The organism is Streptomyces tirandamycinicus, from assembly GCF_003097515.1.
Classification (GTDB): Bacteria; Actinomycetota; Actinomycetes; order Streptomycetales; family Streptomycetaceae; genus Streptomyces; species Streptomyces tirandamycinicus.
In genome coordinates this window covers 4,267,745-4,291,460 of record NZ_CP029188.1, presented here as the reverse complement: position 1 = coordinate 4,291,460, position 23,716 = coordinate 4,267,745, and the positions used below count along the sequence as shown (strand labels likewise).

At 73.7% G+C, this 23,716-nt stretch carries 20 protein-coding genes; 12 read left to right on the top strand and 8 right to left on the bottom strand.

What is annotated here, in order from left to right; translation table 11 throughout:
- Positions 1-351: 351 nt before the first annotated feature.
- The 4 genes from DDW44_RS19100 to DDW44_RS19085 all read left to right on the top strand — a co-directional run bounded on the left by DDW44_RS19100 (position 352) and on the right by DDW44_RS19085 (position 5,290).
- Positions 352-1,833, top strand: coding sequence for a sensor histidine kinase (locus tag DDW44_RS19100; RefSeq protein WP_108908879.1), 1,482 nt, complete (start codon positions 352-354; stop codon positions 1,831-1,833).
- Positions 1,736-2,425 (top strand): response regulator transcription factor, encoded by a 690-nt coding sequence (locus DDW44_RS19095; protein WP_108907169.1) that lies wholly within the window; start codon positions 1,736-1,738, stop codon positions 2,423-2,425. The genes DDW44_RS19100 and DDW44_RS19095 overlap by 98 nt, the downstream gene beginning before the upstream one ends.
- 386 nt (positions 2,426-2,811) lie before the next feature.
- Positions 2,812-3,414, top strand: a complete 603-nt coding sequence (locus tag DDW44_RS19090; protein ID WP_027731728.1) for a carbonic anhydrase — start codon at positions 2,812-2,814, stop codon at positions 3,412-3,414.
- A gap of 61 nt (positions 3,415-3,475) precedes the next feature.
- On the top strand, positions 3,476-5,290 hold the full coding sequence (locus tag DDW44_RS19085) for a SulP family inorganic anion transporter (protein WP_206307243.1): 1,815 nt from the start codon (positions 3,476-3,478) through the stop codon (positions 5,288-5,290).
- A 190-nt stretch (positions 5,291-5,480) separates the two neighbouring features.
- Here DDW44_RS19085 and hutH read toward each other — a convergent pair whose 3' ends face one another.
- From hutH to DDW44_RS19060, 5 genes are all read right to left on the bottom strand, one after another.
- Positions 5,481-7,052 (bottom strand): histidine ammonia-lyase, encoded by a 1,572-nt coding sequence (gene hutH / locus DDW44_RS19080; RefSeq protein ID WP_108907168.1) that lies wholly within the window; start codon positions 7,050-7,052, stop codon positions 5,481-5,483.
- 550 nt (positions 7,053-7,602) lie between these two features.
- The gene (locus tag DDW44_RS19075) at positions 7,603-8,736 is read right to left on the bottom strand and encodes a GGDEF domain-containing protein (RefSeq protein WP_017946388.1); all 1,134 of its coding nucleotides are present in this window, start codon (positions 8,734-8,736) and stop codon (positions 7,603-7,605) included.
- Between the two features lie 30 nt (positions 8,737-8,766).
- Positions 8,767-9,717, bottom strand: a complete 951-nt coding sequence (locus DDW44_RS19070; protein WP_108907167.1) for an enoyl-CoA hydratase/isomerase family protein — start codon at positions 9,715-9,717, stop codon at positions 8,767-8,769.
- Between the two features lie 43 nt (positions 9,718-9,760).
- Positions 9,761-11,005 carry an adenylate/guanylate cyclase domain-containing protein gene (locus tag DDW44_RS19065; protein ID WP_017946390.1) on the bottom strand — a complete coding sequence of 415 codons (1,245 nt, stop codon included), beginning with the start codon at positions 11,003-11,005 and terminating at the stop codon, positions 9,761-9,763.
- Between the two features lie 183 nt (positions 11,006-11,188).
- Positions 11,189-12,121: a biotin--[acetyl-CoA-carboxylase] ligase gene (locus DDW44_RS19060; RefSeq protein ID WP_018889192.1), complete on the bottom strand. Its 933-nt coding sequence runs from the start codon at positions 12,119-12,121 to the stop codon at positions 11,189-11,191.
- Positions 12,122-12,318: 197 nt separating this feature from the next.
- Here DDW44_RS19060 and DDW44_RS19055 point away from each other — a divergent pair, with 197 nt between their 5' ends.
- The 4 genes from DDW44_RS19055 (at position 12,319) to DDW44_RS19045 (ending at position 15,125) form a co-directional block, all read left to right on the top strand.
- Positions 12,319-13,920: an acyl-CoA carboxylase subunit beta gene (locus tag DDW44_RS19055; protein WP_018889193.1), complete on the top strand. Its 1,602-nt coding sequence runs from the start codon at positions 12,319-12,321 to the stop codon at positions 13,918-13,920.
- A gap of 31 nt (positions 13,921-13,951) precedes the next feature.
- On the top strand, positions 13,952-14,158 hold the full coding sequence (locus tag DDW44_RS19050) for an acyl-CoA carboxylase subunit epsilon (RefSeq protein WP_017946393.1): 207 nt from the start codon (positions 13,952-13,954) through the stop codon (positions 14,156-14,158).
- Between the two features lie 128 nt (positions 14,159-14,286).
- Positions 14,287-14,415 carry a morphogenic membrane protein MmpB gene (mmpB, locus tag DDW44_RS33225; RefSeq protein ID WP_086018172.1) on the top strand — a complete coding sequence of 43 codons (129 nt, stop codon included), beginning with the start codon at positions 14,287-14,289 and terminating at the stop codon, positions 14,413-14,415.
- A gap of 95 nt (positions 14,416-14,510) precedes the next feature.
- Positions 14,511-15,125 (top strand): nucleoside triphosphate pyrophosphatase, encoded by a 615-nt coding sequence (locus DDW44_RS19045; protein ID WP_027731734.1) that lies wholly within the window; start codon positions 14,511-14,513, stop codon positions 15,123-15,125.
- Positions 15,126-15,236: 111 nt separating this feature from the next.
- On the opposite strand, the gene DDW44_RS19040 is transcribed toward DDW44_RS19045, so the two are convergent.
- Positions 15,237-15,818, bottom strand: coding sequence for a hypothetical protein (locus DDW44_RS19040; RefSeq protein WP_309144087.1), 582 nt, complete (start codon positions 15,816-15,818; stop codon positions 15,237-15,239).
- Positions 15,819-16,233: 415 nt separating this feature from the next.
- On the opposite strand from DDW44_RS19040, the gene DDW44_RS19035 reads away from it, so the two are divergent.
- Positions 16,234-17,997 (top strand): acetyl/propionyl/methylcrotonyl-CoA carboxylase subunit alpha, encoded by a 1,764-nt coding sequence (locus tag DDW44_RS19035; RefSeq protein ID WP_108907166.1) that lies wholly within the window; start codon positions 16,234-16,236, stop codon positions 17,995-17,997.
- Positions 17,998-18,115: 118 nt separating this feature from the next.
- Entirely contained in the window at positions 18,116-18,709 is a 594-nt protein-coding gene (locus DDW44_RS19030; RefSeq protein WP_425275646.1) for a TetR/AcrR family transcriptional regulator, read from the top strand.
- 452 nt (positions 18,710-19,161) lie between these two features.
- Here the strand turns inward: DDW44_RS19030 and DDW44_RS19025 are convergent, their stop codons facing one another.
- Entirely contained in the window at positions 19,162-20,085 is a 924-nt protein-coding gene (locus DDW44_RS19025) for a DeoR/GlpR family DNA-binding transcription regulator (RefSeq protein WP_078543676.1), read from the bottom strand.
- Between the two features lie 144 nt (positions 20,086-20,229).
- Positions 20,230-21,669 (bottom strand): NAD(P)H-quinone dehydrogenase, encoded by a 1,440-nt coding sequence (locus DDW44_RS19020; RefSeq protein ID WP_027731737.1) that lies wholly within the window; start codon positions 21,667-21,669, stop codon positions 20,230-20,232.
- Between the two features lie 425 nt (positions 21,670-22,094).
- Here DDW44_RS19020 and DDW44_RS19015 point away from each other — a divergent pair, with 425 nt between their 5' ends.
- Positions 22,095-22,532 carry a gamma-glutamylcyclotransferase family protein gene (locus DDW44_RS19015; RefSeq protein ID WP_018889198.1) on the top strand — a complete coding sequence of 146 codons (438 nt, stop codon included), beginning with the start codon at positions 22,095-22,097 and terminating at the stop codon, positions 22,530-22,532.
- 223 nt (positions 22,533-22,755) lie between these two features.
- On the top strand, positions 22,756-23,565 hold the full coding sequence (locus tag DDW44_RS19010; RefSeq protein WP_017946402.1) for a purine-nucleoside phosphorylase: 810 nt from the start codon (positions 22,756-22,758) through the stop codon (positions 23,563-23,565).
- The last annotated feature ends 151 nt before the right edge of the window (positions 23,566-23,716 follow it).

Sequence of the window (23,716 nt, the reverse complement as noted above, 5' to 3'; positions counted from 1 at the left end):
CCACGGCGTCCGCAGCCCAGCCCTCGGCCTCGCCGCCCCGCTCCGGCCCGACCGCCCGGCTCCCGGGCGGACGGGCCGTGCCGCCGCCGGTTCCTCCGCGCAGTGACGACTCCGACGTCCCGCACGACGAACAGGGCGGCAGCAGCCGGGACGACGACCGCGGCGCAGCGGACGACGATGACGGCGAGGACGGCGGGGACGACGAGGACGGCGGGGACGGCCACGACCGCCGGGGCGGCGAAGACGGCCAGGACGGCGAGGACGACGAGGACGGCCAGGGCGGTGGCGGTGGGGAGGGCACGGGAGTGGGTCCGGTGCGCACCCAGCGCGCGGTCGCGCATCGTCGGCTGGATGATGCTGCTCGTCGCCACCGCCCTGGCCGTACCGGCCGTCGGTATCACCGCCGTGTGGCAGCGCCAGCTGGACGCCCAGGTGGACGAGCAGCTGCGGCGGGAGGCCGACGAACTGAGGAGGTTCGCCGGGGCCGCCCGGGAGCCGGGTACGGGGCGGCCGTTCTCCGACGGCGCCGCGCTGCTCACCGCGTACATGTCCGTCAACCTGCCACGCCGTGACGCCACGCTGTTCAGCATCGTCGACGGCCGGGCCGACCGGCGCAGCCCGGCCGACCCGCCGACCCGGCTCGACAGGGACCCCGCCGTGGTGGCCCGGCTGGCCGCCGTCCGCGGTACCGGGATCGGCTGGGTCGACTCCCCGGCCGGACGGGTGCGGTACGGGGTGATTCCCGTCCGCGTGTCGGGTGACCCCCGGGATGTGCGTCTCGTGGTGTTGGAGTTCAGGGATCGCCAGCAGCACCAGGAGCACCGGGTCGCTCGTATGCTGCTCGGCGCCGGGGCCGCGGCCCTGGTACTGGCGGGACTGGCCAGCTGGCTTGTCGCCGGCCGGGTCCTGGCCCCCATCCGGCTGGTGCGGAAGACCGCGGAACGCATCGGTGAGGACGACCTGAGACGGCGGCTGGCGGTGTCGGGGTCCGACGACGTGGCCGCGCTCGCGCACACGTTCAATCACATGCTGGACCGGCTGGAGAACGCCTTCACCACCCAGCGCCGTTTCCTCGACGAGGTCGCGCACGAACTGCGCACACCGATCACCGTGATCCGCGGTCACCTGGAGCTGATGGACGGCGGAGCGGCAGAGCAGAGCGCCACCCGTGCCCTGGTCGTGGACGAACTCGACCGGATGGGCCGCATCGTGCAGGACCTGCTGCTGCTGGCCAAGGCGGAGCGGCCCGACTTCCTCACCGTGGGAAGCACCCATCTCACGGATCTCGTCGTGGACGCCGTGGCCAAGGCCCGCGCCCTGGGGCAGCGGAACTGGAGGGTCGCCCATGTGTCCGAGGCCACGGTGCTGCTCGACGGGCAGCGCGTGACCCAGGCGCTGATGCAGCTCGCGTCCAACGCCGTGCGGCACACCGAGGACGGCGACCTCATCGAGCTGGGCTCCCTGGTACGCGGTGACCGGGTGCTGCTGTGGGTACGCGACACCGGCCCCGGCGTGGGGCCCCACGACCGCGAACGGATCTTCGACCGGTTCGCCCAGGCGGTCCGCCCGGGTGCCCGTGACGCCGCCCGCACCACCGGTATCGGGCTCGGCCTGGCGATCGTCCTCGAGATCGCCCAGGCGCACGGAGGCACGGCGAGGGTCGAGGACGTGCGGACCGGGGGCGCGCGCTTCGTCATGGACCTCCCCCGGCGAACCCCGTACGTGGAAGGTGACGATGAACCGGATACTCATCGCGGAGGACGAGCCAAGGATCGCCGCCTTCGTCGAAAAGGGCCTGCGCTGCAACGGCTTCGTGACCACGGTCGTCGCTGACGGCCTCGACGCCTACGAGCACGCACGGTCGGGCGCCTGCGACCTGGTGATCCTGGACCTGGGCCTGCCGGTCTGCGACGGCTTCACCGTGCTGCGCAAGCTCCGGGAGAGCAGGGTGGCGCTCCCGGTGATCATCCTGACCGCCCGCGACACCGTGTCCGACGTGGTCGCGGGCCTGGAGGGGGGCGCCGACGACTACATGTCCAAGCCCTTCGTCTTCGAGGAACTCCTGGCCCGGGTGCGGCTGAGGCTGCGCAGGGAGAACGCCCCCGAGGCGTCCCTGCTGCGGGTCGGTGACCTCGCCCTCGACCTGCGCACCCGCCGGGCCCATGTGGGCGGCCGTGCCGTGGAGCTGTCCTCCCGGGAGTTCGGCCTGGCCGAGGTGTTCCTGCGCAACCCCGACCATGTGCTGACCCGCGAGCAACTGCTGTCCCGGGTGTGGGGGTTCGACTACGACCCGGGCTCGAACATCGTCGACGTGTATGTGCGCTACCTGCGCCGCAAGCTGGGTGCCGACCGGCTGGAGACCGTCCGCGGTGTCGGCTACCGGCTGCGTGCCGGCGCACCGCCCGCGGCGAGCGGGACCCCCTGAGAGCGGGCCGCACCCACGAGCGCCGCACCCGTGCGAGCCGCGGGAGCGTACGGGGCGCGGGGACCCCGGCGGCGACGGGCATGCGACGGGCATGGCCCGGACCGGTGCGGCCCGGTGCGGTGAAGTGCGGGCCGGTGCGGTGCGGCCCGGTGCGGTGAAGTGCGGGCCGGTGCGGTGCAGTGCGGTGCAGTGCGGTGCGGCCCGGTGCGGTGCAGTGCGGTGCAGTGCGGTGCGGCCCGGTGCGGTGGTCCGCTTCCGCCGGAGCCGGCTTCCCGGCCCTCGGTGAGGCCTCTCTCATCGCCGGCTCACACCCGGCTCATACCGTCCTTGCAGGCTTCTCGCGAACGGCGTCCGCCCGGGACGTCCGACGCACAGGAGAACCAGCAGTGAACGACCTGCTCGAACGCGCCCGGTCCTTCCAGCAGCGGATCGTCCGCGACCGCGGCTACTACCGCAGCCTCGCCGCCGGACAGGCACCGGCCGCGTTGTTCATCACCTGCTCCGACTCCCGCGTGGTGCCGAGCCTCATCACCGACGCCCATCCCGGTGAGCTCTTCGAGCTGCGCACCGCCGGTCACGTCGTCCCCCCGTACACGGCCGCGGGGCGGTGTGCGGAGGCCGCCACCATCGAGTACGCGGTCGAGGTGCTGCGGGTGCGCGAGGTCATCGTCTGCGGCCACTCGCACTGCGGCGCGGTGGCGGCGCTGGCCCGCGGCGACGACCTGAGCACGCTGCCGAGCGTGGCGAACTGGCTCGCGCCGTCCCGCCCCGCGCTGTCGTCCGTGCGCGGCGCCGCCGAGGACGACATCGAACTGGAGGCCCACGTCCAGTGCCATGTCGCGGCCCAGCTCGAGGCGCTGCGGGGCTACCCGCAGATCGAGCGCGCGGTCGCCGCCGGCCGCCTCGGACTGCACGCCTGGTACTACCGCGTCGACACCGCCGAGGTGAAGGAACTCACCGCGGTGTACGGCGATCCCGGCCGCTGCTGAAACCGCATCCCACGCCCTTCCCCGGCGCGCACCGGCCACCGGTGCGCGCGAAAGGACCAACGTGTCAACGCTCTCCCTCTCACGGAAACACCCGGCGCGCCATGCGCGCCGGGCGCCGCGGCCTCCCGCGCCGGCCGGCGGCGGCACGTCCTCGCTCGTCGCGGACCTCCTCGCCTCGCTCGTGGTCTTCCTGGTCGCCGTGCCCCTGTGCATCGGCATCGCGGTGGCCTCCGGGGTGCCCGTGGCGCTGGGCATCATCTCCGGGATCGTCGGCGGACTGGTCGTCGGATTCCTGCCCGGCAGCAGCATCCAGGTCAGCGGTCCGGCCGCCGGACTCGCGGCCCTCGTACTGGAGTTCGTCACCGAGCACGGCCTCGGTCTGCTCGGGCCCGTCGTCCTGGCCACGGGCCTGCTCCAGGTGGTGCTGGGCGCGCTGCGGATGGGACGGGTCTTCCAGTCCATCTCGCTCGCCGTCGTCCAGGGCATGCTCGCCGGAATCGGTCTCCCGCTGATCCTGAGCCAGACCTACGCCCTGGCGGACACCCCGCAGACCGGATCGGCCCTGGGGAACCTGGCGGGCCTTCCCGACCTCCTCGGCGGCACGCTCGCCGAGCCGCACCGGAGCGCGGCGCTCCTGCTCGGAGCGCTGTCGGTCGCCCTGTGCTTCGCGTGGCGGCGCGTCCCCGGCCCGGTCGGCCGGGTGCCCGCGCCGCTGGCCGTGGTGGTGATCGGCACGGTCGTGGCGTCCCTCCCCGGATTCGACGTCCAGCGCGTCTCCTTCGGCGATCTGCGCGACGCGGTCGCGGTCCCCGGTCCGGGCGACTTCGCCGGGCTCCTGGACATCGGGGTGCTCACCACGGTCGTCACCTTCGCCGTCATCGCCTCGGCGGAGACGCTGTTCAGCGCGGCGGCCGTCGACCGGATGCACAGCGGGCCCCGTACCCGGTACAACGCCGAACTGGTCTCGCAGGGCATCGGCAACTCCCTGTGCGGGCTGCTGGGCGCACTGCCCATCACCGCGGTGATCGCCCGGAGTTCGGCCAATGTGCAGGCCGGCGCGAGGACCAAGGTCTCCCGCGTGGTGCACGGCGGCTGGCTGCTGGCGTTCGGGCTGCTGCTGCCCGGGCTGCTGGGCCTCATCCCCGTGGCGGTGCTCGCCGGGGTCCTGGTCCACGCCGGCTGGAAGCTCTTCGACCCCGCGGCCTTCCCGAGGATGTGGCGGACCGACCGCGGTGAGGGAGTCGTCATGGTGATCACCACGGTGGCGATCGTCGTCTCCAACCTCCTCGAGGGCGTGCTCGCGGGCCTGGCCGTCGCCATCGTCCTGGCGGCCCTGCGGATGTCCCGGATGACGACCCGCATCACCTCCGCCGGCGGCGTCACCCGCCTGACGCTGAGCGGCAACGCGACCTTCCTGCGGCTGCCCCGCCTGATCGACGCTCTGGAGTCGGTGGCCGCCGAGCCCCGGGTCCATGTGGACCTCAGCGGCGCGTCCCACCTCGACCTCGCCTGCCGCAGCCAGGTGGAGGACTGGGCCGGTCAGCGCCGCAAGGCCGGCGCCGGGCGGATGGAGGTGGAGGTGAGCCTGCCGGACTCCGGGACGCGGCCTGCCGACCCCGGCGGATCACCTGCCTCACCCCACTCCGGGACGGTGCCCGTCGCCTCGGGGGGCCCGCGGCGGCCGCCATCCGGCGCTCCCGGGCCCACCCCCGTGCGCACGGCGGCCGCCCGTCCCGCGCACGGCATGTCCCAGGGCTACTGGTTCGCCTCGGCGCTGAGCACCGGGGACGGGCAGTTTCACGGCACCGGGCCCCTCCGGCAGGCGGGCGAGGGGGCCCTGGGCACCCGCGTCCGGCCGGTGCGGCCCCCCGGATGAGGTGGACGGCCTCGTGGCCGTGTGGACGCCCGGCTCCCGCGGGGGCGGGGCGTCCACACGGGCGGGATCCGGCCCGGCGGATCGGCCTCGGGACGCCGGGCGAGTCGGGACGCCGGACGACTCGGGACACCGGACGGTTCGGGACGCCGGACGACTCCGTCCACCGGGTACGCCTGGTGCGTGTCGCGCCCTACGCCAGCGGACCGGTCACCGGCTGCACGGCCTCGATCAGCCGCCCGTCGCGGACGAACGCCTCGGCGGCCGCCAGGTCCGGGGCGAGGAAACGATCCGGCCCGGGGCCGTCCACGCCCGCGGCGCGCAGGGCCGCGATGGCCGCCCGGGAGGCGGGCGCCGGGGTGAGCCCCCGGCGCAGCCCGATCGCGCGGGTCGCCGCGTACAGCTCGACCGCGATGATCCGGGCCAGGTTGTCGACGGCGGTACGCAGTTTGCGCGCGGCCGACCAGCCCATGGAGACGTGGTCCTCCTGCATGGCGGAGGAGGGGATGGAGTCGGCGGAGGCCGGTACGGCGAGCCGCTTCATCTCGCTGACGAGCGCCGCCTGCGTGTACTGGGCGATCATCAGGCCCGAGTCCACGCCCGCGTCGTCGGCGAGGAAGGGCGGCAGTCCGTGCGAGCGGTTCTTGTCGAGCAGCCGGTCGGTGCGGCGTTCGGCGATGGAGCCGAGGTCGGCGGCGGCGATGGCGAGGAAGTCGAGCACGTACGCGACGGGCGCCCCGTGGAAGTTGCCGTTGGACTCGACCCTGCCGCCTTCGGAGCCTTCCCCGTGGGAGGTGCCTCCGGGCAGCACCACCGGATTGTCGATGGCGGCGGCGAGTTCGCGTTCGGCGACCAGGGCGGCGTGGGCGATGGTGTCCCGGCCGGCGCCGGCGACCTGCGGCGCGCAGCGCACCGAGTAGGCGTCCTGGACCCGGGGGGCCTCCTCCTCCTGGTAGTGGCCGGTGAGCTCGGACCCCTTCAGCACGGCGCGCATGTTGGCGGCGGAGGCGGCCTGGCCGGGGTGGGGGCGGATGGCGTGCAGCTCGGGCGCGAGGACCGTGTCGGTGCCGAGCAGCCCCTCCAGGGTGAGGGCGGCGGTGATGTCGGCGGAGGTGTAGAGCCTGCGCAGATCGTCGAGAGCCATGATCAGCATGCCGAGCATGCCGTCGGTGCCGTTGAGGAGGGCGAGCCCCTCCTTCTCGTGCAGCTCGACCGGCTTGATGCCGTAGGCGGCGAGGAGTTCGCCGGCGGGGCGAAGGGTGCCGTCGGGGCCTTCGGCGTCGCCCTCCCCCATCAGCGTCAGCGCGCAGTGCGACAGCGGCGCGAGGTCTCCGGAGCAGCCGAGGGAGCCGTACTCGTGCACGACCGGGGTGATCCCGGCGTTGAGTACGTCCGCCATGGTCTGCGCGACCTCGGGGCGTACCCCGGTGTGCCCGGACGCCACCGTCTTCAGCCGGAGGAACATCAGGGCGCGGACCACCTCACGCTCGACGCGGGGGCCCATGCCGGCGGCGTGCGAGCGGACGATGTTCCGCTGCAGCTGGGTGCGCAGGTCGTGACCGATGTGCCGGGTCGCCAGGGCACCGAACCCGGTCGAGACCCCGTACACCGGCTCGGGCTTCGCGGCCAGCGCGTCCACGATCGCGCGCGCGGCGGCGAGCGCGGAGAGCGCGTCGCCGGAGAGCTCGATCCGGGCGTTGCCGCGGGCCACGGCGATGACGTCTTCGGCGGTGGTCCCGGACGTCCCCACCACGACAGTGTGCATATCCATATTCAGCACCCTACGGATTGAATCCCCCTCTGTCACGGGGTGGATGACCGCGAGCAGCGGCGACAAGCGAGCGACGGACGGCGGCTCGGCGCGGCTCACGGCATGGGACGGGGCGGGGCGGGCCGTGCGGCCGCGCGGCCGCGCGGGATCGGCACCGGCACGGGCGGTCGGCAACCGGCACCGGCGGAAGGGGGCACGGCCCGGCAAGGGGCGGCGGGTCGCGCGGAAGCGGCACCGACACCAGCACGGGCACGGGCGGACGGCACTCGCCCGTCAAGGGCCGGGGAACGGACGGAACGGCGGTCGCCGCTGGCACCGGCACCGGCGGAAGGCGGCACAGCCCCGGCAAGACGCGCCGGCACTACGGCACGGCGGCCGTACGAAAGCGCACAGGCACAGGCACCGGCACGGGCGGTCGGCAACCGGCACCGGCACCGGCACCGGCGGAAGGGGGCACGGCCCGGCAAGGCGCCGGCGGACCGCGGCTGCGCGGAAGCGCCGCCGTCCGCCCGGCCGCGGCCGTCGCGCACGCGGCGCCGCCCGCTCAGCCGCGGGCGTCCCGGAAGCGGCGGCGGTCCTGCGGCGAGGGCGGCGGGGTGTCGGCGAGCGGGAGCACCGAGTCGTCCCGGCCCGCCACCACCGGCCCCGTCGCCCGGGCGGCCTTAGCGCGGTACTGCGCGGCGTCCGCGAGCCGGAACAGCCGCCGGGCGGAACGCACCGCGCCGATCGGGTCGCCCGTCGACGCGACGCCGCACGCGACCCCCTCCCCCAGCTTCAGCCCGCCCGCCCGCTCGCAGAGCTCCTCGGCGACCTTGACGACGTCATCGGCCGACGGCCCGGCGGTGAGCAGGCAGAACTCGTCGCCCCCGAGCCGGGCGGCCAGCGCCCCCGGCAGCATCGCGCCGCACAGCGACAGCACCGAGCCGAAGCGCTCCAGCAGCCGGTCCCCCGCCGCGTGGCCGTGGGTGTCGTTGACCCGCTTGAGGCCGTTGAGGTCGCACACCACCAGGGACACCACCGAGCCGTCCGCCCGGTGCTGCTCCAGTACCTCGTCGAGGCGGACGTCGACGGCCCGCCGGTTGGCGAGCCCGGTCAGCGGATCGGTGAACGCGAGCCTGCGGACCTCCTCGAGACGCTCCTGCTGGGCGATCCCGGCCGCCACCACCTGGGCCAGCACGGTGGCGAAGTCGGCGTCGTCCCGGCCGAACACGGGCTCTCCCGCCGGCCGGGCCACATACAGCTCGCCCCAGGCCCGGCCGTGCAGCACGATCGGGGCGACGACACAGCAGCCGCGCCCGCGCCGGCGCAGCGCGTCGACCCGCTGGTGGCTGTAGCCGTGCTCGCCCTGCGCCGGGCCGTCGGCCGTCTCCACCCAGGCGCGCGGGGCACCGCCCCCGGCCCACTGCTCGTGCAGGAACTCGGTGATCTCGGGGAATCGGTGCACCGGGTACGTCTCGCCGTCCGGGAACTCCTCCTCGTCCGGGGCGCGGGCCCCCGCGTTCACGAGCACCTTCAGCCGCCCCCGGTCCCGCTCCCAGACGGAGAGCGCGGCGAAGCTCCCTCTCAGCGCGTCGCAGGCGGCCGCCGCCGCGCCGCGCCACAGCTCCCGCGGTGTGCGTGCGGCCGCCATCGCCTGCGCGAGCGCGACGACGGCTCGCAGCCGGACATCCTCACCCATCACCCCAGCTTAGGGATGTTCACGGACGATTCACTCGCCGGGCCACTCCGGCTTCCGCTTCTCGTTGAAGGCCGCGACGCCCTCCGCCCGGTCTCCGGAGAATGCGACCGAACGCCAGGCCGCGTCCTCGACCTCGAGTCCGGCCCGCAGGTCGAGCCCCTGGCCGAGCCGCAGCGCCCGCTTCGCGGCCCGCAGGCCGACGGGGGAGTTCGCGGCCATCCGGGCGGCCAGTGCGAGGGCGGCGGTACGGGCGTCGTCGCCGAGCTCGTCCACCAGGCCCAACTCCCGCGCCTCGGCCGCCTCCACACGCCGCGCCGTGAACACCAGCTCGGCCGCCCGCGCGGCCCCCACGCGCCGCGGCAGCAGCTGCGTACCCCCGCCGCCGGGGATCACGCCGACGGACACCTCCGGCAGTCCGACCACGGCCGTCGCGTCGGCCACGATCACATCGCAGGACAGCGCCAGTTCGAACCCGCCACCCAGGGCGAAGCCGTGCACCGCGGCGATCGTCGGCATCGGCAGTTCCAGTACCCCGGTGTACGCGCCGCGGGCGGTCGGCCGCTGCCGGACCAGTTCCGCGTCCGTGAAGGAGTTGCGCTCCTTGAGGTCGGCGCCGACGCAGAAGGCACGGTCGTTCGACGAGGTCACGACGGTCACCCTGACCGAACGGTCCGCCGCCAGCGCATCGCAGGCGGCGGCGATCGAGCGGGCCATCTCCGTGGAGACCGCGTTCATGGCCTTCGGCCGGTCGAGCACCAGTTCGGCGACGTGCCCGGCCTCATGGCGGCGTACCGCGACGAACTCCCCGAAGCGCTGCTCGGACGGGCTCCCGGACCCGGTCCCGGAACCGCTCGGCGCCCCCGCCCCGGAACCGCTCGGCGCCCCGGCCCCGGGCCCGTTCTCCGACCCGACCCCGGACCCGACCTCCGACCCGTTCTCCGCCCCGTTCCCGGACCTGACCTGGGACCTGACCTCGGACATGATCGACGACCTCCCGGTTAACGATGGTTCACCGGCGGGAATCCTAAGCCGGGCGGCGCGTCAGCAGCCAGGGCTCCACCACGCCGAGCCCGCGCACCGGCCGCTGCCACATGGGCTGCAGCGCGAAGCGGTACGACGGGGGCTCCTCGCCCTCCTTCTCCGCGGCGGCCGCCGCCTCGGCGGCCTCGGCCTCCGACACGGGCGCGTCGCCGGTGCGCCCCAGCTCCTTCGCGAACGCCCCGTCCACCAGGACGGCGTCCTTCGGCGCTATCGACGTCAGCCGGCTCGCCAGGTTCACCGTCGTGCCGAACACGTCGCCCATCCGCGTCGTGACCGTCCCGAAGGAGATGCCGACCCGCAGTGCGGGCATCGTCTCGTCGTTCGCCAGCGTCTCGATCAGCCGCATCGCGATCTCCGCGGCCGTCCCCGCGTCGTCCGCCGCGAACAGCACCTCGTCCCCGAGGGTCTTGATCAGCCGTCCGCCGTGCGCGGCGACCAGGTCGGCGCAGGTGGTCTCGAACGCCTCGACCAGCTCGCCCAGCTCCTCCTCCTCCAGGCGCCGGGTCAGCCGGGTGAAGCCGACGAGGTCCGCGAAGCCGACCGCGAGCCGCCGGTCGACCATCTCCTCGTCGTCCGCGGCCTGCACGACCCGGCCGGTGGCGGCGGCGAGCTGGCGGCGCCACACGTAGACGAGGAACTCCTCCAGCTCCGGCAGCAGCAGCTCGACCAGGGGGTAGGTGACCTCGGTCCGGGTCATACCCGGCTCGGGCGGCTCGGTGAGCCCCTCCAGGAAGGAGTCGATCTGCCACTCGGCGAGCCGGGCGGTGGTCTGACCGGTCGACCGCGCCACCTGGACCGCCATCGGCTCGCTCAGCAGCCCGGCCTCGACCAGGCCGGCCAGGCGGCGCAGCGCGAGCACATCGGCCTCGGTCAGGGCCTTGGCCTGGCCGATGTCGGCGAAACCCATGGCCCGCCAGAAGCGGGACGCGAGGTCCATCGAGACCCCGGCCGTACGGGCCGCCTGAAAGGGCGTGTAGCGGCGGTCGGCGCCGAGGATCAGCTGTTCCAGCCGGATGGCCAGCGGGTCCTTGGTCGGCTCCGCGGTGTGGTCCACCTCGTGGTGCGGCGTCGGGTGGACGTCCGACGTCTGCCTACGGCCCGAGCCGCCCCCGGGGGAGTCCGCCCGCGCGGCCGGGGCCCCGCCGGAGGGGTCCGTGCCCGGTACGCTCCCGCCCGGGAAGTCCCCGCCGGAAGCGTCCGCGCCGGAGGCGCTGTCGTCGACGGTCACCGGCCGCCTCCTGCCCGTTCCCTGCGCACTGCCCTGCCGATCTGTCGTGCCTGCCGGTCCGCGTACGGCCGCGGGATGCCCGGCGCGGCCTCAACGATACGGCAGGTGTGCCCTGGCTCACGTCCCGGTGGCGCGGCCGTTCCGGGGTGTCCGGCCGATCACGCCGGACGGCCGCACCCCCGGTCACCGGCCGTTCGGCCGCAGGTGGACGATGTCCCCGGCCCCGATGGGGTGGTCCTTTCCGTCGGGGGTGGTCACCACGAGCCGTCCGTCGCCGTCGATCGCGACCGCCTCGCCGATCAGGCTCCGGTCGCCGGGGAGCTCGGCGCGGACCGTGAGGCCCAGGGTCGAGCAGCCGGCCGCGTACGTCTCCTGCAGCCGCGAGGCGTGGGCGTCGCCGTTCGCCGCCCGCCAGACGCCGTACCAGTCCTCCAGCGAGCGCAGCAGCGCCCGCAGCAGGGGGTCGCGGTCGGTGGAGACGGCGTTCGCGAGGGCCAGGGAGCCCGCCTGCGGCACGGGGAGCTCGTCCTCGCGCAGGGTGACGTTGACCCCGATGCCGATGACGACGCCGTCGCTCCCCACCCGCTCGGCGAGGATTCCCCCCGCCTTCCGCTCCTCCCCGCCGACCCTCACCATCAGGTCGTTCGGCCACTTCAGGGCGAAGTCGGCACCGGCCGCCCTGGCCAGGCCCGTCGCCGCGGCCACACCGGTCAGCAGCGGCAGCCACCCCCAGCGGTCCACGGGCACGTCGGGCTTCAGCAGGACGGAGAGGAACAGCCCCGAGCGCGGGGGCGCGGTCCAGCTGCGGTCGAGGCGGCCGCGGCCGGACGTCTGCTCCTCGGCGACGAGCACGGCCCCCTCGCCGAGCTCCGCGGCCCGGGCCACCAGGTCGGAGTTGGTGGAGCCGACTCGCTCGACGACGTCCAGCGAGGTCCACAGCCCGCCGGGGCGGACCAGTGCGCGGCGCAGGCCCGCGGCGTTCAGCGGCGGGCGGTCGAGATCGGACCAGCGTCCGCCGGGGGTGTCGCCGGGGGTGTCGCCGCTGGCGTGGCCGGGGGAGCCGCCGGGTGTGTCGTGACCGCCGGAGGGGCCGCCGGGGATGTCGTGAGGCGTCATGCCGCACAGCTTGGACCCTTCCGTCCGCGCGAGGCGAACCGCGGGGGAGACCGTGTCGTGCCGGGTGCGCAAGCACTCAGGGGTGTGGCCAACGCCGCACTGCCGAACGGTATCCGCGCCGATACGCTACGAATCAGTAGCCCAGACCGCTCTTTAGCAGCCAACACCCCCGTGACCAGGCAGGGAGCCGCATCCCGATGTCCGAGCCGGCAGAGCACCAAGAGATCGACATCCACACCACCGCTGGCAAGCTCGCGGATTACCAGCGCCGTGTCCACGAGGCGACACACGCGGGCTCCGAGCGCGCGGTCGAGAAGCAGCACGCCAAGGGCAAGCTGACCGCCCGCGAGCGGATCGAACTCCTCCTCGACGAGGGGTCGTTCGTCGAGCTGGACGAGCTCGCACGGCACCGCTCCACCAACTTCGGCCTGGAGAAGACCCGCCCGTACGGCGACGGCGTGGTCACCGGCTACGGCACGGTCGACGGCCGGCCGGTGGCCGTGTTCTCGCAGGACTTCACGGTCTTCGGCGGGGCGCTGGGCGAGGTGTTCGGCCAGAAGATCATCAAGGTGATGGACTTCGCGCTGAAGACCGGCTGCCCGGTCGTCGGGATCAACGACTCCGGTGGCGCGCGCATCCAGGAGGGCGTCAGCGCGCTGGGGATGTACGGCGAGATCTTCCGCCGCAACACCCACGCGTCCGGGGTGATCCCGCAGATCTCCCTGGTCGTGGGGCCCTGCGCGGGCGGTGCGGTGTACTCGCCCGCGATCACCGACTTCACGGTGATGGTCGACCAGACCTCGCACATGTTCATCACCGGGCCCGACGTCATCAAGACGGTCACCGGCGAGGACGTGGGCTTCGAGGAACTGGGCGGCGCCCGCACCCACAACACCACGTCCGGTGTCGCCCATCACATGGCCGGCGACGAGAAGGACGCGATCGAGTACGTCAAGTCGCTGCTGTCGTACCTGCCGTCGAACAACCTGTCCGAGCCGCCGTCCTACCCCGAGGACGCCTCCCTGGACCTCACCGCCGAGGACCGGGAACTGGACACGCTGATGCCGGACAGCGCCAACCAGCCGTACGACATGCACACGATCATCGAGCACGTGCTGGACGACGGCGAGTTCCTGGAGACCCAGGCGATGTTCGCGCCGAACATCGTCACCGGCTTCGGACGGGTGGAGGGCTTCCCGGTCGGCATCGTCGCCAACCAGCCGATGCAGTTCGCCGGCTGCCTGGACATCGACGCGAGCGAGAAGGCCGCGCGCTTCGTCCGCACCTGCGACGCGTTCAACATCCCCGTGATCACCTTCGTCGACGTGCCCGGCTTCCTGCCGGGCGTGGACCAGGAGTACGGCGGCATCATCCGGCGCGGCGCCAAGCTGATCTACGCCTACGCCGAGGCGACCGTCCCGCTCATCACCGTGATCACGCGCAAGGCCTTCGGCGGCGCGTACGACGTGATGGGCTCCAAGCACCTGGGCGCCGACCTGAACCTGGCCTGGCCCACCGCGCAGATCGCGGTGATGGGCGCGCAGGGCGCGGTGAACATCCTGCACCGCCGCACCCTCGCCGCCGCCGAGGACGCGGAGGCCCAGGAGAAGCTGCGGGCCGAGCTGGTCACGGCGTACGAGGACACCCTCCTCAACCCGTACATCGCGGCCGAACGCGGCTACATCGACGCCGTGATCATGCCGTCCGACACCCGCGCCCAGGTCGTGAGGGGCCTGCGCCAGCTGCGGACGAAGCGGGAAAGCCTGCCCCCGAAGAAGCACGGCAACATCCCCCTGTAGAACCGGACCCCGAGGGCCGCGAGGAGCATCGATGATCAAGGTCGTACGGGGAAACCCGACCCCGGAGGAGCTGGCCGCCGCCCTGGCGGTGGTCCAGGCGCGCGCCGCGGTGACGGCCTCCGCCGTGACCGGCGCGCCCCTGCCACCCGAGGAGTGGTCGGACCCCGCCCGTATCGAGCGGGCACGGGCGCTGCGGCCCGGGCCGCGGGCGTGGACCCGCACGTACTGGCCGGGCTGAGCCCGCGAGCGGGAGTAGCGGGAGCGCACGCGGGCGGCCCCGCCGGTCCGTGACTGGTCCTTCGGCACCGGGCGCCTGAGTACGGATACTCAGGCGCCCCGGTGCCTCCCGGCACCACGATCGGAACCATGCTGTGGTCCGACCCGGAGAACGAACCTCCGCGCGAGATGCGCGAGATGGAGGCGATGATGCGCCGTGTGGGCGTGCTGCTGGCGCTCGCCATGGTCGTCGCGATGATCACCGTCGGGCTGCGCTGACGGCCGGGACGGGCGGAGCCGCGGGGCGCGGAGGCGCCCCGTGAATCCGGACCGTTGCCGCAGCGGGCTCCGGGGCACCGCCCCGGCCGCCTACGATGGCCCGCATGACCGATCAGCGCCGCCGTGTCGTCCTCGCCTCCGCATCCCCCGCCCGCCTGGGGCTGCTCCGCGACGCCGGGCTCGCCCCGGAGGTCGTCGTCAGCGGTGTCGACGAGGACGCGTTGACCGCCCCCGATCCCGGCACGCTCGCCCTCGTCCTCGCCGAGGCCAAGGCGGACGCGGTCGCCACCCGCCCCGAGTCGGCGGGCGCGCTCGTCATCGGCTGCGACTCCGTACTCGAACTCGACGGCGAGGCCCTCGGCAAGCCCGCGGACGAGGAGGAGGCCACCGCACGGTGGAAGTCCATGCGCGGCCGTGCGGGCATCCTGCGGACGGGCCACTGCGTCGTCGACACCACCACCGGCCGCCGGGCGTCCGCCACCGACTCCACCACCGTCCGCTTCGGCGACCCGACGGACGCCGAGATCGCCGCGTACGTCGCGAGCGGCGAACCGCTGCACGTGGCGGGCGCGTTCACGCTGGACGGCAGGTCCGCCCCGTTCATCGACTCGATCGAGGGCAGCCACGGCAATGTGATCGGACTGTCGCTGCCGCTGCTGCGCCGTCTGCTGGCGGAACTGGGAATCGGCATCACCGACCTCTGGGCCTGATCACCGGCCTCGGAGGGTGCTACCGCCGGTGTGCCGGGCCCCGCGCCCCGCGCCCTCCTCGGGACGCCCTCCGACCGGCGTGCGGGGCGTGCGGGGCGTGTGGTGACCTCGTCAGGCCCTGGCCGGCCCGTCGCCGACGGCGGGCCCGGTGTCGCCGACGGGCCCCTTGTCGAGGGAGACCGAACGGCCCTCGACGGCGGGCGGGGCGCCTCCCCCGCTTCCCCCCGGTTCCCCGAGTCCCTCCGGCTCCGTCCCGCCGTACTGCAGCAGGGCGAACACGACCAGCCCCAGGACCACCATCAGGAACACGAACGCGTGCCAGCCGACCGGTCCCACGGTCAGCGCGCCCAGCACGCCGTGCACCACCGCGCAGCCGACCAGGAGCACCCGTCCCCAGCGGCCGGGGCCGCGGTCGCGCACGGCGACGACGAGCAGGAGCGTGCCGCAGGCCGCGAGGAAGAACCCGAACACCCCGCCCATCGCCCAGGTGCCGGCGGCCATGACATCGGGGTCGAGGCCGTCGAGGGACATGCTCTGGTTGTTCACGAAGGTGGCCATGATGCCGTTGACCACCACGATGCCGACGGCTTCCAGGCAGAGCACGATCGCGGCGACCACGGCCACCGTTCTGCGCACCACGGCACCCACCCCCTTGGGCTTCCCAGCCTCAGTTACCAGCAGTACGAACGACACGGCGAACGCTACTAACGGGTAAACCCGCGGACAAGGGCCCGGGCACGGGCAAAGAACCATTCGGCCATTCGTAGGGACTCCACAAAGATTCGCGCGCAGCCGCTGGCCGCCGGGGCAGAGACCTTGACCACACGCGACGGCTACTCTGCACAGGAGAAAACCGACGTACCGTGGTGCGACAAGGGCATACACAGCACGGCCACGCCCCGAATCACCCTCCGTGTGGGGAAGCTCACGACCGGGAACGGGTCGAAAGGCCGTGTCGGCATTCCCTAAACTCAGCGTGTTTCAGCGAAGTCTTCGGCGCGGTGACCCGCCGAGTGCTCCGGCCGGCACGCCCGGACCGGGGACCGGCCCGCGGCGTAGCCGCAAACCGGGGCGTCTACACCCGGACAACAGCAAGGAGGGAGCCATCGTGCGCAAGGTGCTCATCGCCAACCGAGGCGAGATCGCTGTCCGCGTTGCCCGTGCATGCCGGGACGCCGGGATCGCGAGCGTAGCCGTCTACGCCGACCCGGACCGTGACGCTCTGCACGTCCGCGCGGCCGACGAAGCGTTCGCCCTGGGCGGTGACACCCCGGCCGCCAGCTACCTGGACATGGGCAAGGTCCTCCAGGCCGCCGCGGACTCGGGCGCGGACGCCATCCACCCCGGATACGGCTTCCTCTCCGAGAACGCCGATTTCGCCCAGGCCGTCCTCGACGCCGGGCTGACCTGGATCGGCCCCCCGCCGGCCGCGATCCGCGACCTCGGCGACAAGGTGGCGGCCCGTCACATCGCCCAGCGCGCGGGCGCCCCGCTGGTGGCCGGCACCTCCGACCCGGTGTCCGGCGCGGACGAGGTCGTCGCCTTCGCCGAGGAGCACGGTCTCCCCATCGCGATCAAGGCCGCCTTCGGCGGTGGCGGACGCGGCCTGAAGGTCGCCCGCACGCTGGAGGAGGTCCCCGAGCTGTACGACTCGGCGGTGCGCGAGGCCGTCGCGGCGTTCGGCCGCGGCGAGTGCTTCGTCGAGCGGTACCTGGACAAGCCGCGCCATGTCGAGACCCAGTGCCTGGCCGACCAGCACGGCAACGTGGTGGTCGTGTCCACCCGTGACTGCTCGCTGCAGCGCCGGCACCAGAAGCTGGTGGAGGAGGCCCCCGCGCCGTTCCTCACCGAGGAGCAGAACGCCGAGCTGTACCGCGCGTCCAAGGCCATCCTCAAGGAGGCCGGCTACGTCGGCGCGGGCACCGTGGAGTTCCTCGTCGGCAACGACGGCACGATCTCCTTCCTCGAGGTGAACACCCGGCTGCAGGTCGAGCACCCGGTCACCGAGGAGGTGACCGGCATCGACCTGGTGCGGGAGATGTTCCGCATCGCCGACGGGGAGAAGCTGGGCTACGACGACCCGCCGCGGCGGGGCCACTCCTTCGAGTTCCGCATCAACGGAGAGGACCCGGGCCGCAACTTCCTGCCCGCGCCCGGCACGGTCACCTCCTTCGTCCCGCCCTCCGGTCCGGGTGTCCGGCTGGACGCGGGCGTGGAGTCCGGCAGTGTGATCGGCCCCGCGTGGGACTCGCTGCTGGCGAAGCTGATCGTCACCGGCGCCACCCGTGAGCAGGCGCTGCAGCGCGCCGCGCGTGCCCTGGCCGAGTTCCAGGTCGAGGGCATGGCCACCGCGATCCCGTTCCACCGCGCCGTCGTGGTCGACCCGGCGTTCGCCCCGACGGACGGCACCCCGTTCAAGGTCCACACCCGCTGGATCGAGACCGAGTTCGTCAACGAGATCAAGCCCTTCGCCGCCCCTGCCGACACCGAGGTGGAGGAGGAGCCGGGCCGCGAGACCGTCGTCGTCGAGGTCGGCGGCAAGCGCCTGGAAGTCTCGCTGCCGTCCTCGCTGGGCATGACGCTGGCCCGGACCGCGGCGGCGGGCGGTGCCCGCCCCAAGCGCCGCGCGGCCAAGAAGTCCGGCCCGGCCGCCTCCGGCGACACCCTCGCCTCGCCGATGCAGGGCACCATCGTCAAGGTCGCCGTCGAGGAGGGCCAGCAGGTCAACGAGGGCGACCTCGTCGTCGTCCTGGAGGCGATGAAGATGGAGCAGCCGCTGAACGCGCACCGCTCCGGCACCGTGAAGGGCCTCGCCGCCGAGGTCGGCGCGTCGATCACGTCCGGCGCGGTGATCTGCGAGATCAAGGACTGACGCCGCCGCTCAGCCGCACGCGGACGGGGCCCGCCGGGAGGATCCGGCGGGCCCCGTCCGCGTGCGTGCGCGGGCGGAGGGGGGTTCGCACCCGCGCGCCGATGGCATGCTGGGTGCCATGACGACGAGTACGGCGGCCGGCGACGCGGCGGGCGCGGTACGGCCGATGCGGGCCGACGCGCGCCGCAACTACGAGCGGTTGCTGATCGAGGCGCGCAAGGCGTTCGCCGAGCACGGCACGGACGCGTCCCTGGAGGACGTCGCCAGGCGGGCCGGCGTGGGCATCGGCACGTTGTACCGCCACTTCCCGAACCGGCACGCGCTGATGAACGCGGTCTTCCAGGACGCGCTGGCGTCACTGCTCAGCCGGTCCGCGGAACTGGCCTCGGCTGACCAGCCGTGCGGCGCCCTCGTGGAGTGGCTGCGCGCCCTCATCACTCATGCGGGTGAATACCGCGGGGTGGCCCGGGCCCTCATGTCGGCCTCGCACGACACCGGTTCCGCGCTCTCCCAGTGCAGCGTGCCCCTCCGCGAGGCGGGCGCCCGGCTGCTCTCCCGCGCCCAGGCGGCCGGCGCGGTCCGGGAGGACGTCTCCATCACGGACCTGCTCCAGCTCACCAACGCGATCGCGCTGGCAGCCGAGCAGGCCCCGTCCGACCCCGAACTCGCCGACCGTCTGCTGGCACTGACACTGCGCGGCCTGAAGGCGTAGGCCGCGTTGGCCGCATCGGCCTGCAGGCCGGGCAACCGTGCAGGCCGTGCAGGCCGCGCACCGGTCGTCGAGAACCGCCGCCGCGGCTCGGGGCGCCGCTCCCCACCCGGAGAAGCCACAGAGGCCACAGAGGTCGCGGAGGCCGTCCCGGCCACCGACGCCGTCCTGGCCACCGACGCCGTTCAGGCCGCGGTGACCGCGGAGATGGCCACCACGCAGACGGCGACCACACAGGCCGCCATCGCAGAGACCGCGTTGACCGCAGAGGCCGTTGGAGCTGGAGGGAGAAGGTCCGGGACACGGACCGGACCGGGCCGGCCGCTCCGGCGCACCCGCACCCGCATGCCGGCCCGGCGCACGGGGCCGTGCGCGCGGCCGGACACGGCTCCCCTGCGCCGGGCGCGGCCCCGGTCCCGGCCTCCGGGGCGCGCACCGCCCCGGTGGCGGTGGCCTCAGCGGCGGCGCAGGTCGGCCACGCGCCGGTCCGGGGGTTCGGCGGTGAGGGCCGCGGCCGGGCGGAGGGGGGTGGTCGGATGGGTGGTGCGGCGCTGGCCCGGGAGGGGGACGTCGCGCCGCGCACGGGCCGCGTCGACCGCCGTGCCCGCCACGGCGACCTCGACCCCCTGGTCCGCGAGCGCCTGCAGCTCCGTCGCCGCCCGGTCGTCGTGCTGCGGCGGCTCGTCCGTCACCAGGCGGGTGATCACGTCCGTCGGCACGGTCTGGAACATCGTGTCGGTGCCCAGCTTGGTGTGGTCGGCCAGCACCACGACCTCCGAGGCCGCCTGCACCAGCGCCCGGTCCACGCTCGCCGACAGCATGTTGGAGGTGGACAGCCCGCGCTCGGCCGTCAGGCCGCTGCCGGACAGGAAGGCACGGGAGACCCGCAGCCCCTGGAGGGACTGCTCCGCCCCGCTGCCGACCAGCGCGTAGTTCGACCCACGCAGGGTGCCGCCGGTCATGACGACCTCGACCCGGTTGGCGTGCGCCAGCGCCTGCGCGACCAGCAGCGAGTTGGTGACCACGGTGAGCCCGGGGATCCGGGCGAGCCGGCGGGCGAGCTCCTGTGTGGTCGTACCGGCGCCGACCACGATGGCCTCGCCTTCTTCGACCAGGCCCGCGGCGAGATCGGCGATGGCCGTCTTCTCCGCGGTCGCGAGATGGGATTTCTGCGGGAAGCCGGATTCTCGCGTGAATCCACCCGGCAACACCGCACCGCCGTGCCGGCGGTCGAGCAGTCCTTCTGCCTCCAGGGCCCGCACGTCCCGCCGTACGGTCACTTCGGAGGTCTGGACGACGCGGGCGAGCTCACGGAGCGAAACGGCTCCGTTGGCGCGCACCATTTCGAGGATCAATTGACGACGTTCTGCAGCGAACACGAAACTGACAGTAACCCCAGCGGTGGATGCTTTTCAGCACTTTGCGCCGAATACGAGAAGTTGCCAACAGCGGGGTACGGGAAGTGGTATAGGTCCGGTGCCCTATCGTCCCGGCTTGCCGGGGTTGATCCCGGGGCCCGCGCGCTACGCCTCGCCCGTCGCCTTCCGGGTGTGCAGCTGGCGGGCGACTTCCGCGATCGAGCCCGACAACGACGGGTACACGGTGAAGGCGTTTGCGATCTGTTCCACCGTCAGGTTGTTGTCGACCGCGATCGAGATGGGGTGGATCAGTTCCGAGGCGCGCGGCGCCACGACCACTCCGCCGACCACGATGCCGGTACCGGGCCGGCAGAAGATCTTCACGAAGCCGTCCCTGATGCCCTGCATCTTGGCGCGCGGGTTGCGCAGCAGAGGCAGCTTGACGACCCGGGCGTCGATGACACCGCCGTCCACGTCCGCCTGCGTGTAGCCGACGGTCGCGATCTCCGGGTCGGTGAAGACGTTCGACGAGACGGTCTTCAAATTGAGCGGAGTCACCGCGTCGCCCAGGAAGTGGTACATGGCGATACGTCCCTGCATCGCCGCCACCGACGCCAGCGCGAAGACGCCGGTGACGTCCCCGGCCGCGTACACGCCCGGCGCGGTCGTCCGCGAGACCTTGTCGGTCCAGATGTGCCCGGACTCGGTGAGCCTGACCCCGGCCTCCTCCAGGCCCATGCCCGCGGAGTTGGGGATGGCGCCGACGGCCATCAGGCAGTGCGTGCCGGTGATGACCCGGCCGTCGGCCAGCGTCACCTCGACCCGGTCGCCGACCCGCTTGGCGGACTGGGCGCGGGAGCGGGCCATGACGTTCATGCCGCGGCGCCGGAAGACGTCCTCGAGGACCGCGGCGGCGTCCGGGTCCTCGCCCGGCAGCACGCGGTCGCGGGAGGAGACGAGCGTGACGCGGGAACCGAGCGCCTGGTAGGCGCCGGCGAACTCGGCACCCGTCACGCCCGAGCCGACCACGATGAGCTCTTCGGGCAGCTCGTCCAGGTCGTACACCTGCGTCCAGTTGAGGATCCGCTCGCCGTCGGGCTGCGCGTCGGGGATCTCGCGCGGGTGGCCACCGGTGGCGATCAGCACGGCGTCGGCGGTGAGCGTCTCCTCGCTGCCGTCGGCAGCGGTGACGATCACCCTGCGGGAGCCGTCGAGCGCCTGCCCGTCGTCCAGCCGGCCGCGGCCGCGCATGACCCGCGCGCCCGCACGGGTCACCGCTGCGGTGATGTCGTGGGACTGGGCGAGCGCGAGCCGCTTCACACGGCGGTTGACCTTGCCGAGGTCGACGCCCACGATCCGGGCGGGCTGCTCGATGTGCGGGGTGTCGTCCGCGACGATGATGCCGAGCTCCTCGTGCGAGGAGTCGAAGTTGGTCATCACCTCGGCGGTGGCGATCAGGGTCTTGGAGGGCACGCAGTCGGTGAGGACGGAGGCCCCGCCGAGGCCGTCGCAGTCCACGACGATCACCTCCGCGCCGAGCTGGGCGGCCACCAGAGCCGCCTCGTATCCGCCGGGTCCGCCACCGATGATCACGATCCGGGTCACTGGGGTTACGCCTCGCGCTCTCGCTCTGCCGGGTGTCCGTCCCCCTCATTCTCCCGCACGCCGGACCCCGCCTCGCGCCGGGGGCTCTCCGGGGCCGGAAGCGCACCGGGCAGGCGGGCGGGCAGACCCCGGCTCGGCCGCGGAACCCGGGCACTCCGACCCCGACGCGACCGCGGAACGCGGGCACACCGACCCCGGCGCACCCGTGGCCGCTCCTCCCCGCAGCCCCGGACACGGCACGCGGCGGACCTGCCCACCACGCCGGACACACCCACCGGCGGACCTCCCCATCGGCCCGGCCCCCGGCGCCGGCGCCGGACCCGCCCGTACCTGCCCGGACGCGCTCGCCGGCGGCCCTCCCCGGGCGCCCGCCCCGGGGGATCGGGGCGGGCGGTCACCGCTTCCCCTCCCGTACCCTCGATCCCATGTCGCTCTACGCCGCGTACGCCGGCAACCTCGACGCGCGGCTGATGACCCGCCGCGCACCGCACTCCCCGCTGCGCGGCACGGGCTGGCTCAACGGCTGGCGGCTGACTTTCGGCGGCGAGCAGATGGGCTGGGAGGGGGCGCTGGCCACGATCGTGGAGGCCCCCCGCTCGCAGGTCTTCGTCGCGCTCTACGACATCGCCCCGCTCGACGAGGACTCGATGGACCGCTGGGAGGGCGTCGGGCTGGACATCTATCGGCGCATGCGGGTGCGGGTGCACACGCTGGACGGCGAGGAGCCGGCCTGGGTGTACGTCCTGAACGGGTACGAGGGCGGCCTGCCCTCCGCCCGCTACCTGGGCGAGATCGCCGACGCGGCCGAGTCGGCGGGCGCCCCCCACGACTATGTGATGGAGCTGCGCAAGCGTCCCTGCTGACCGGAGGCCGGGGCCCCGGGACTCCGGTGCTCAGGGACTGAGGGACTCCGGTGCTCAGGCGCTCAGGGACAGCGGGACCGGTCGCGGAGCCGGTCCTCCCCGACCGGCGGAAGGCGCCGGACGGACCCGCGCACACGCCTTGTGCGTTTCCACGAGGAAACGGTTGCGGAGTCGTGAGCATCCTCATCTACGCGCGTAGGGTTTCTCAGGCTAGGCTTTTCTCGTGAACGTTTCCCTTACCCCGGACCCCCATGCCGCCGCCGACGCCGCGGCCGCGCGCCTGCGAGAGCTGACCGGCGCCGAGACCCATGACGTCGCCCTGGTGATGGGCTCGGGCTGGGCGCCCGCGGTCGACGCCCTCGGCGCCCCCGACGCCGAGTTCCCCGTCACCGAGCTGCCCGGCTTCCCGCCCCCGGCGGTCGAGGGCCACGGCGGCAAGGTCCGCTCGTACCGGATCGGTGAGAAGCGCGCGCTCGTCTTCCTCGGCCGTACGCACTACTACGAGGGCCGCGGCGTGGCCGCCGTGGCGCACGGTGTGCGCACCGCCGTGGCCTCCGGCTGCAAGACCGTCGTCCTGACCAACGGCTGCGGCGGTCTGCGCGAGGGCATGCGGCCCGGCCAGCCGGTCCTCATCAGCGACCACATCAACCTCACCGCGGCCTCCCCGATCGTCGGCGCCAACTTCGTGGACCTGACCGACCTGTACTCGCCCCGGCTGCGGGCGCTGTGCAAGGAGGTGGACCCCTCGCTGGAGGAGGGCGTCTACGTCCAGTTCCCCGGCCCGCACTACGAGACCCCGGCCGAGATCAACATGGTCCGGGTCATGGGCGGCGACCTGGTCGGCATGTCCACCGTGCTGGAGGCGATCGCGGCCCGTGAGGCCGGTGCCGAGGTGCTCGGCATCTCCCTGGTCACCAACCTCGCGGCGGGCCTTTCGGGCGAGCCGCTCAACCACGAAGAGGTCCTGCAGGCCGGACGCGACTCAGCGGCCCGGATGGGTGAGCTGCTCACCCGGGTGCTGGCCCGGATCTGACGGGTCGCCGTCCCGGCGCCGCCGCGGCGCCGGGCACCGACCCCGCGTCCCCGGCGCCCCGGCGGCCGGCCGGGGCGCACAGGACGACACCGCCGCCCGGGACGGGCCGGCGCAGGTGCGGGCACGGGCGCCGGCGGGCACACCACCGGCA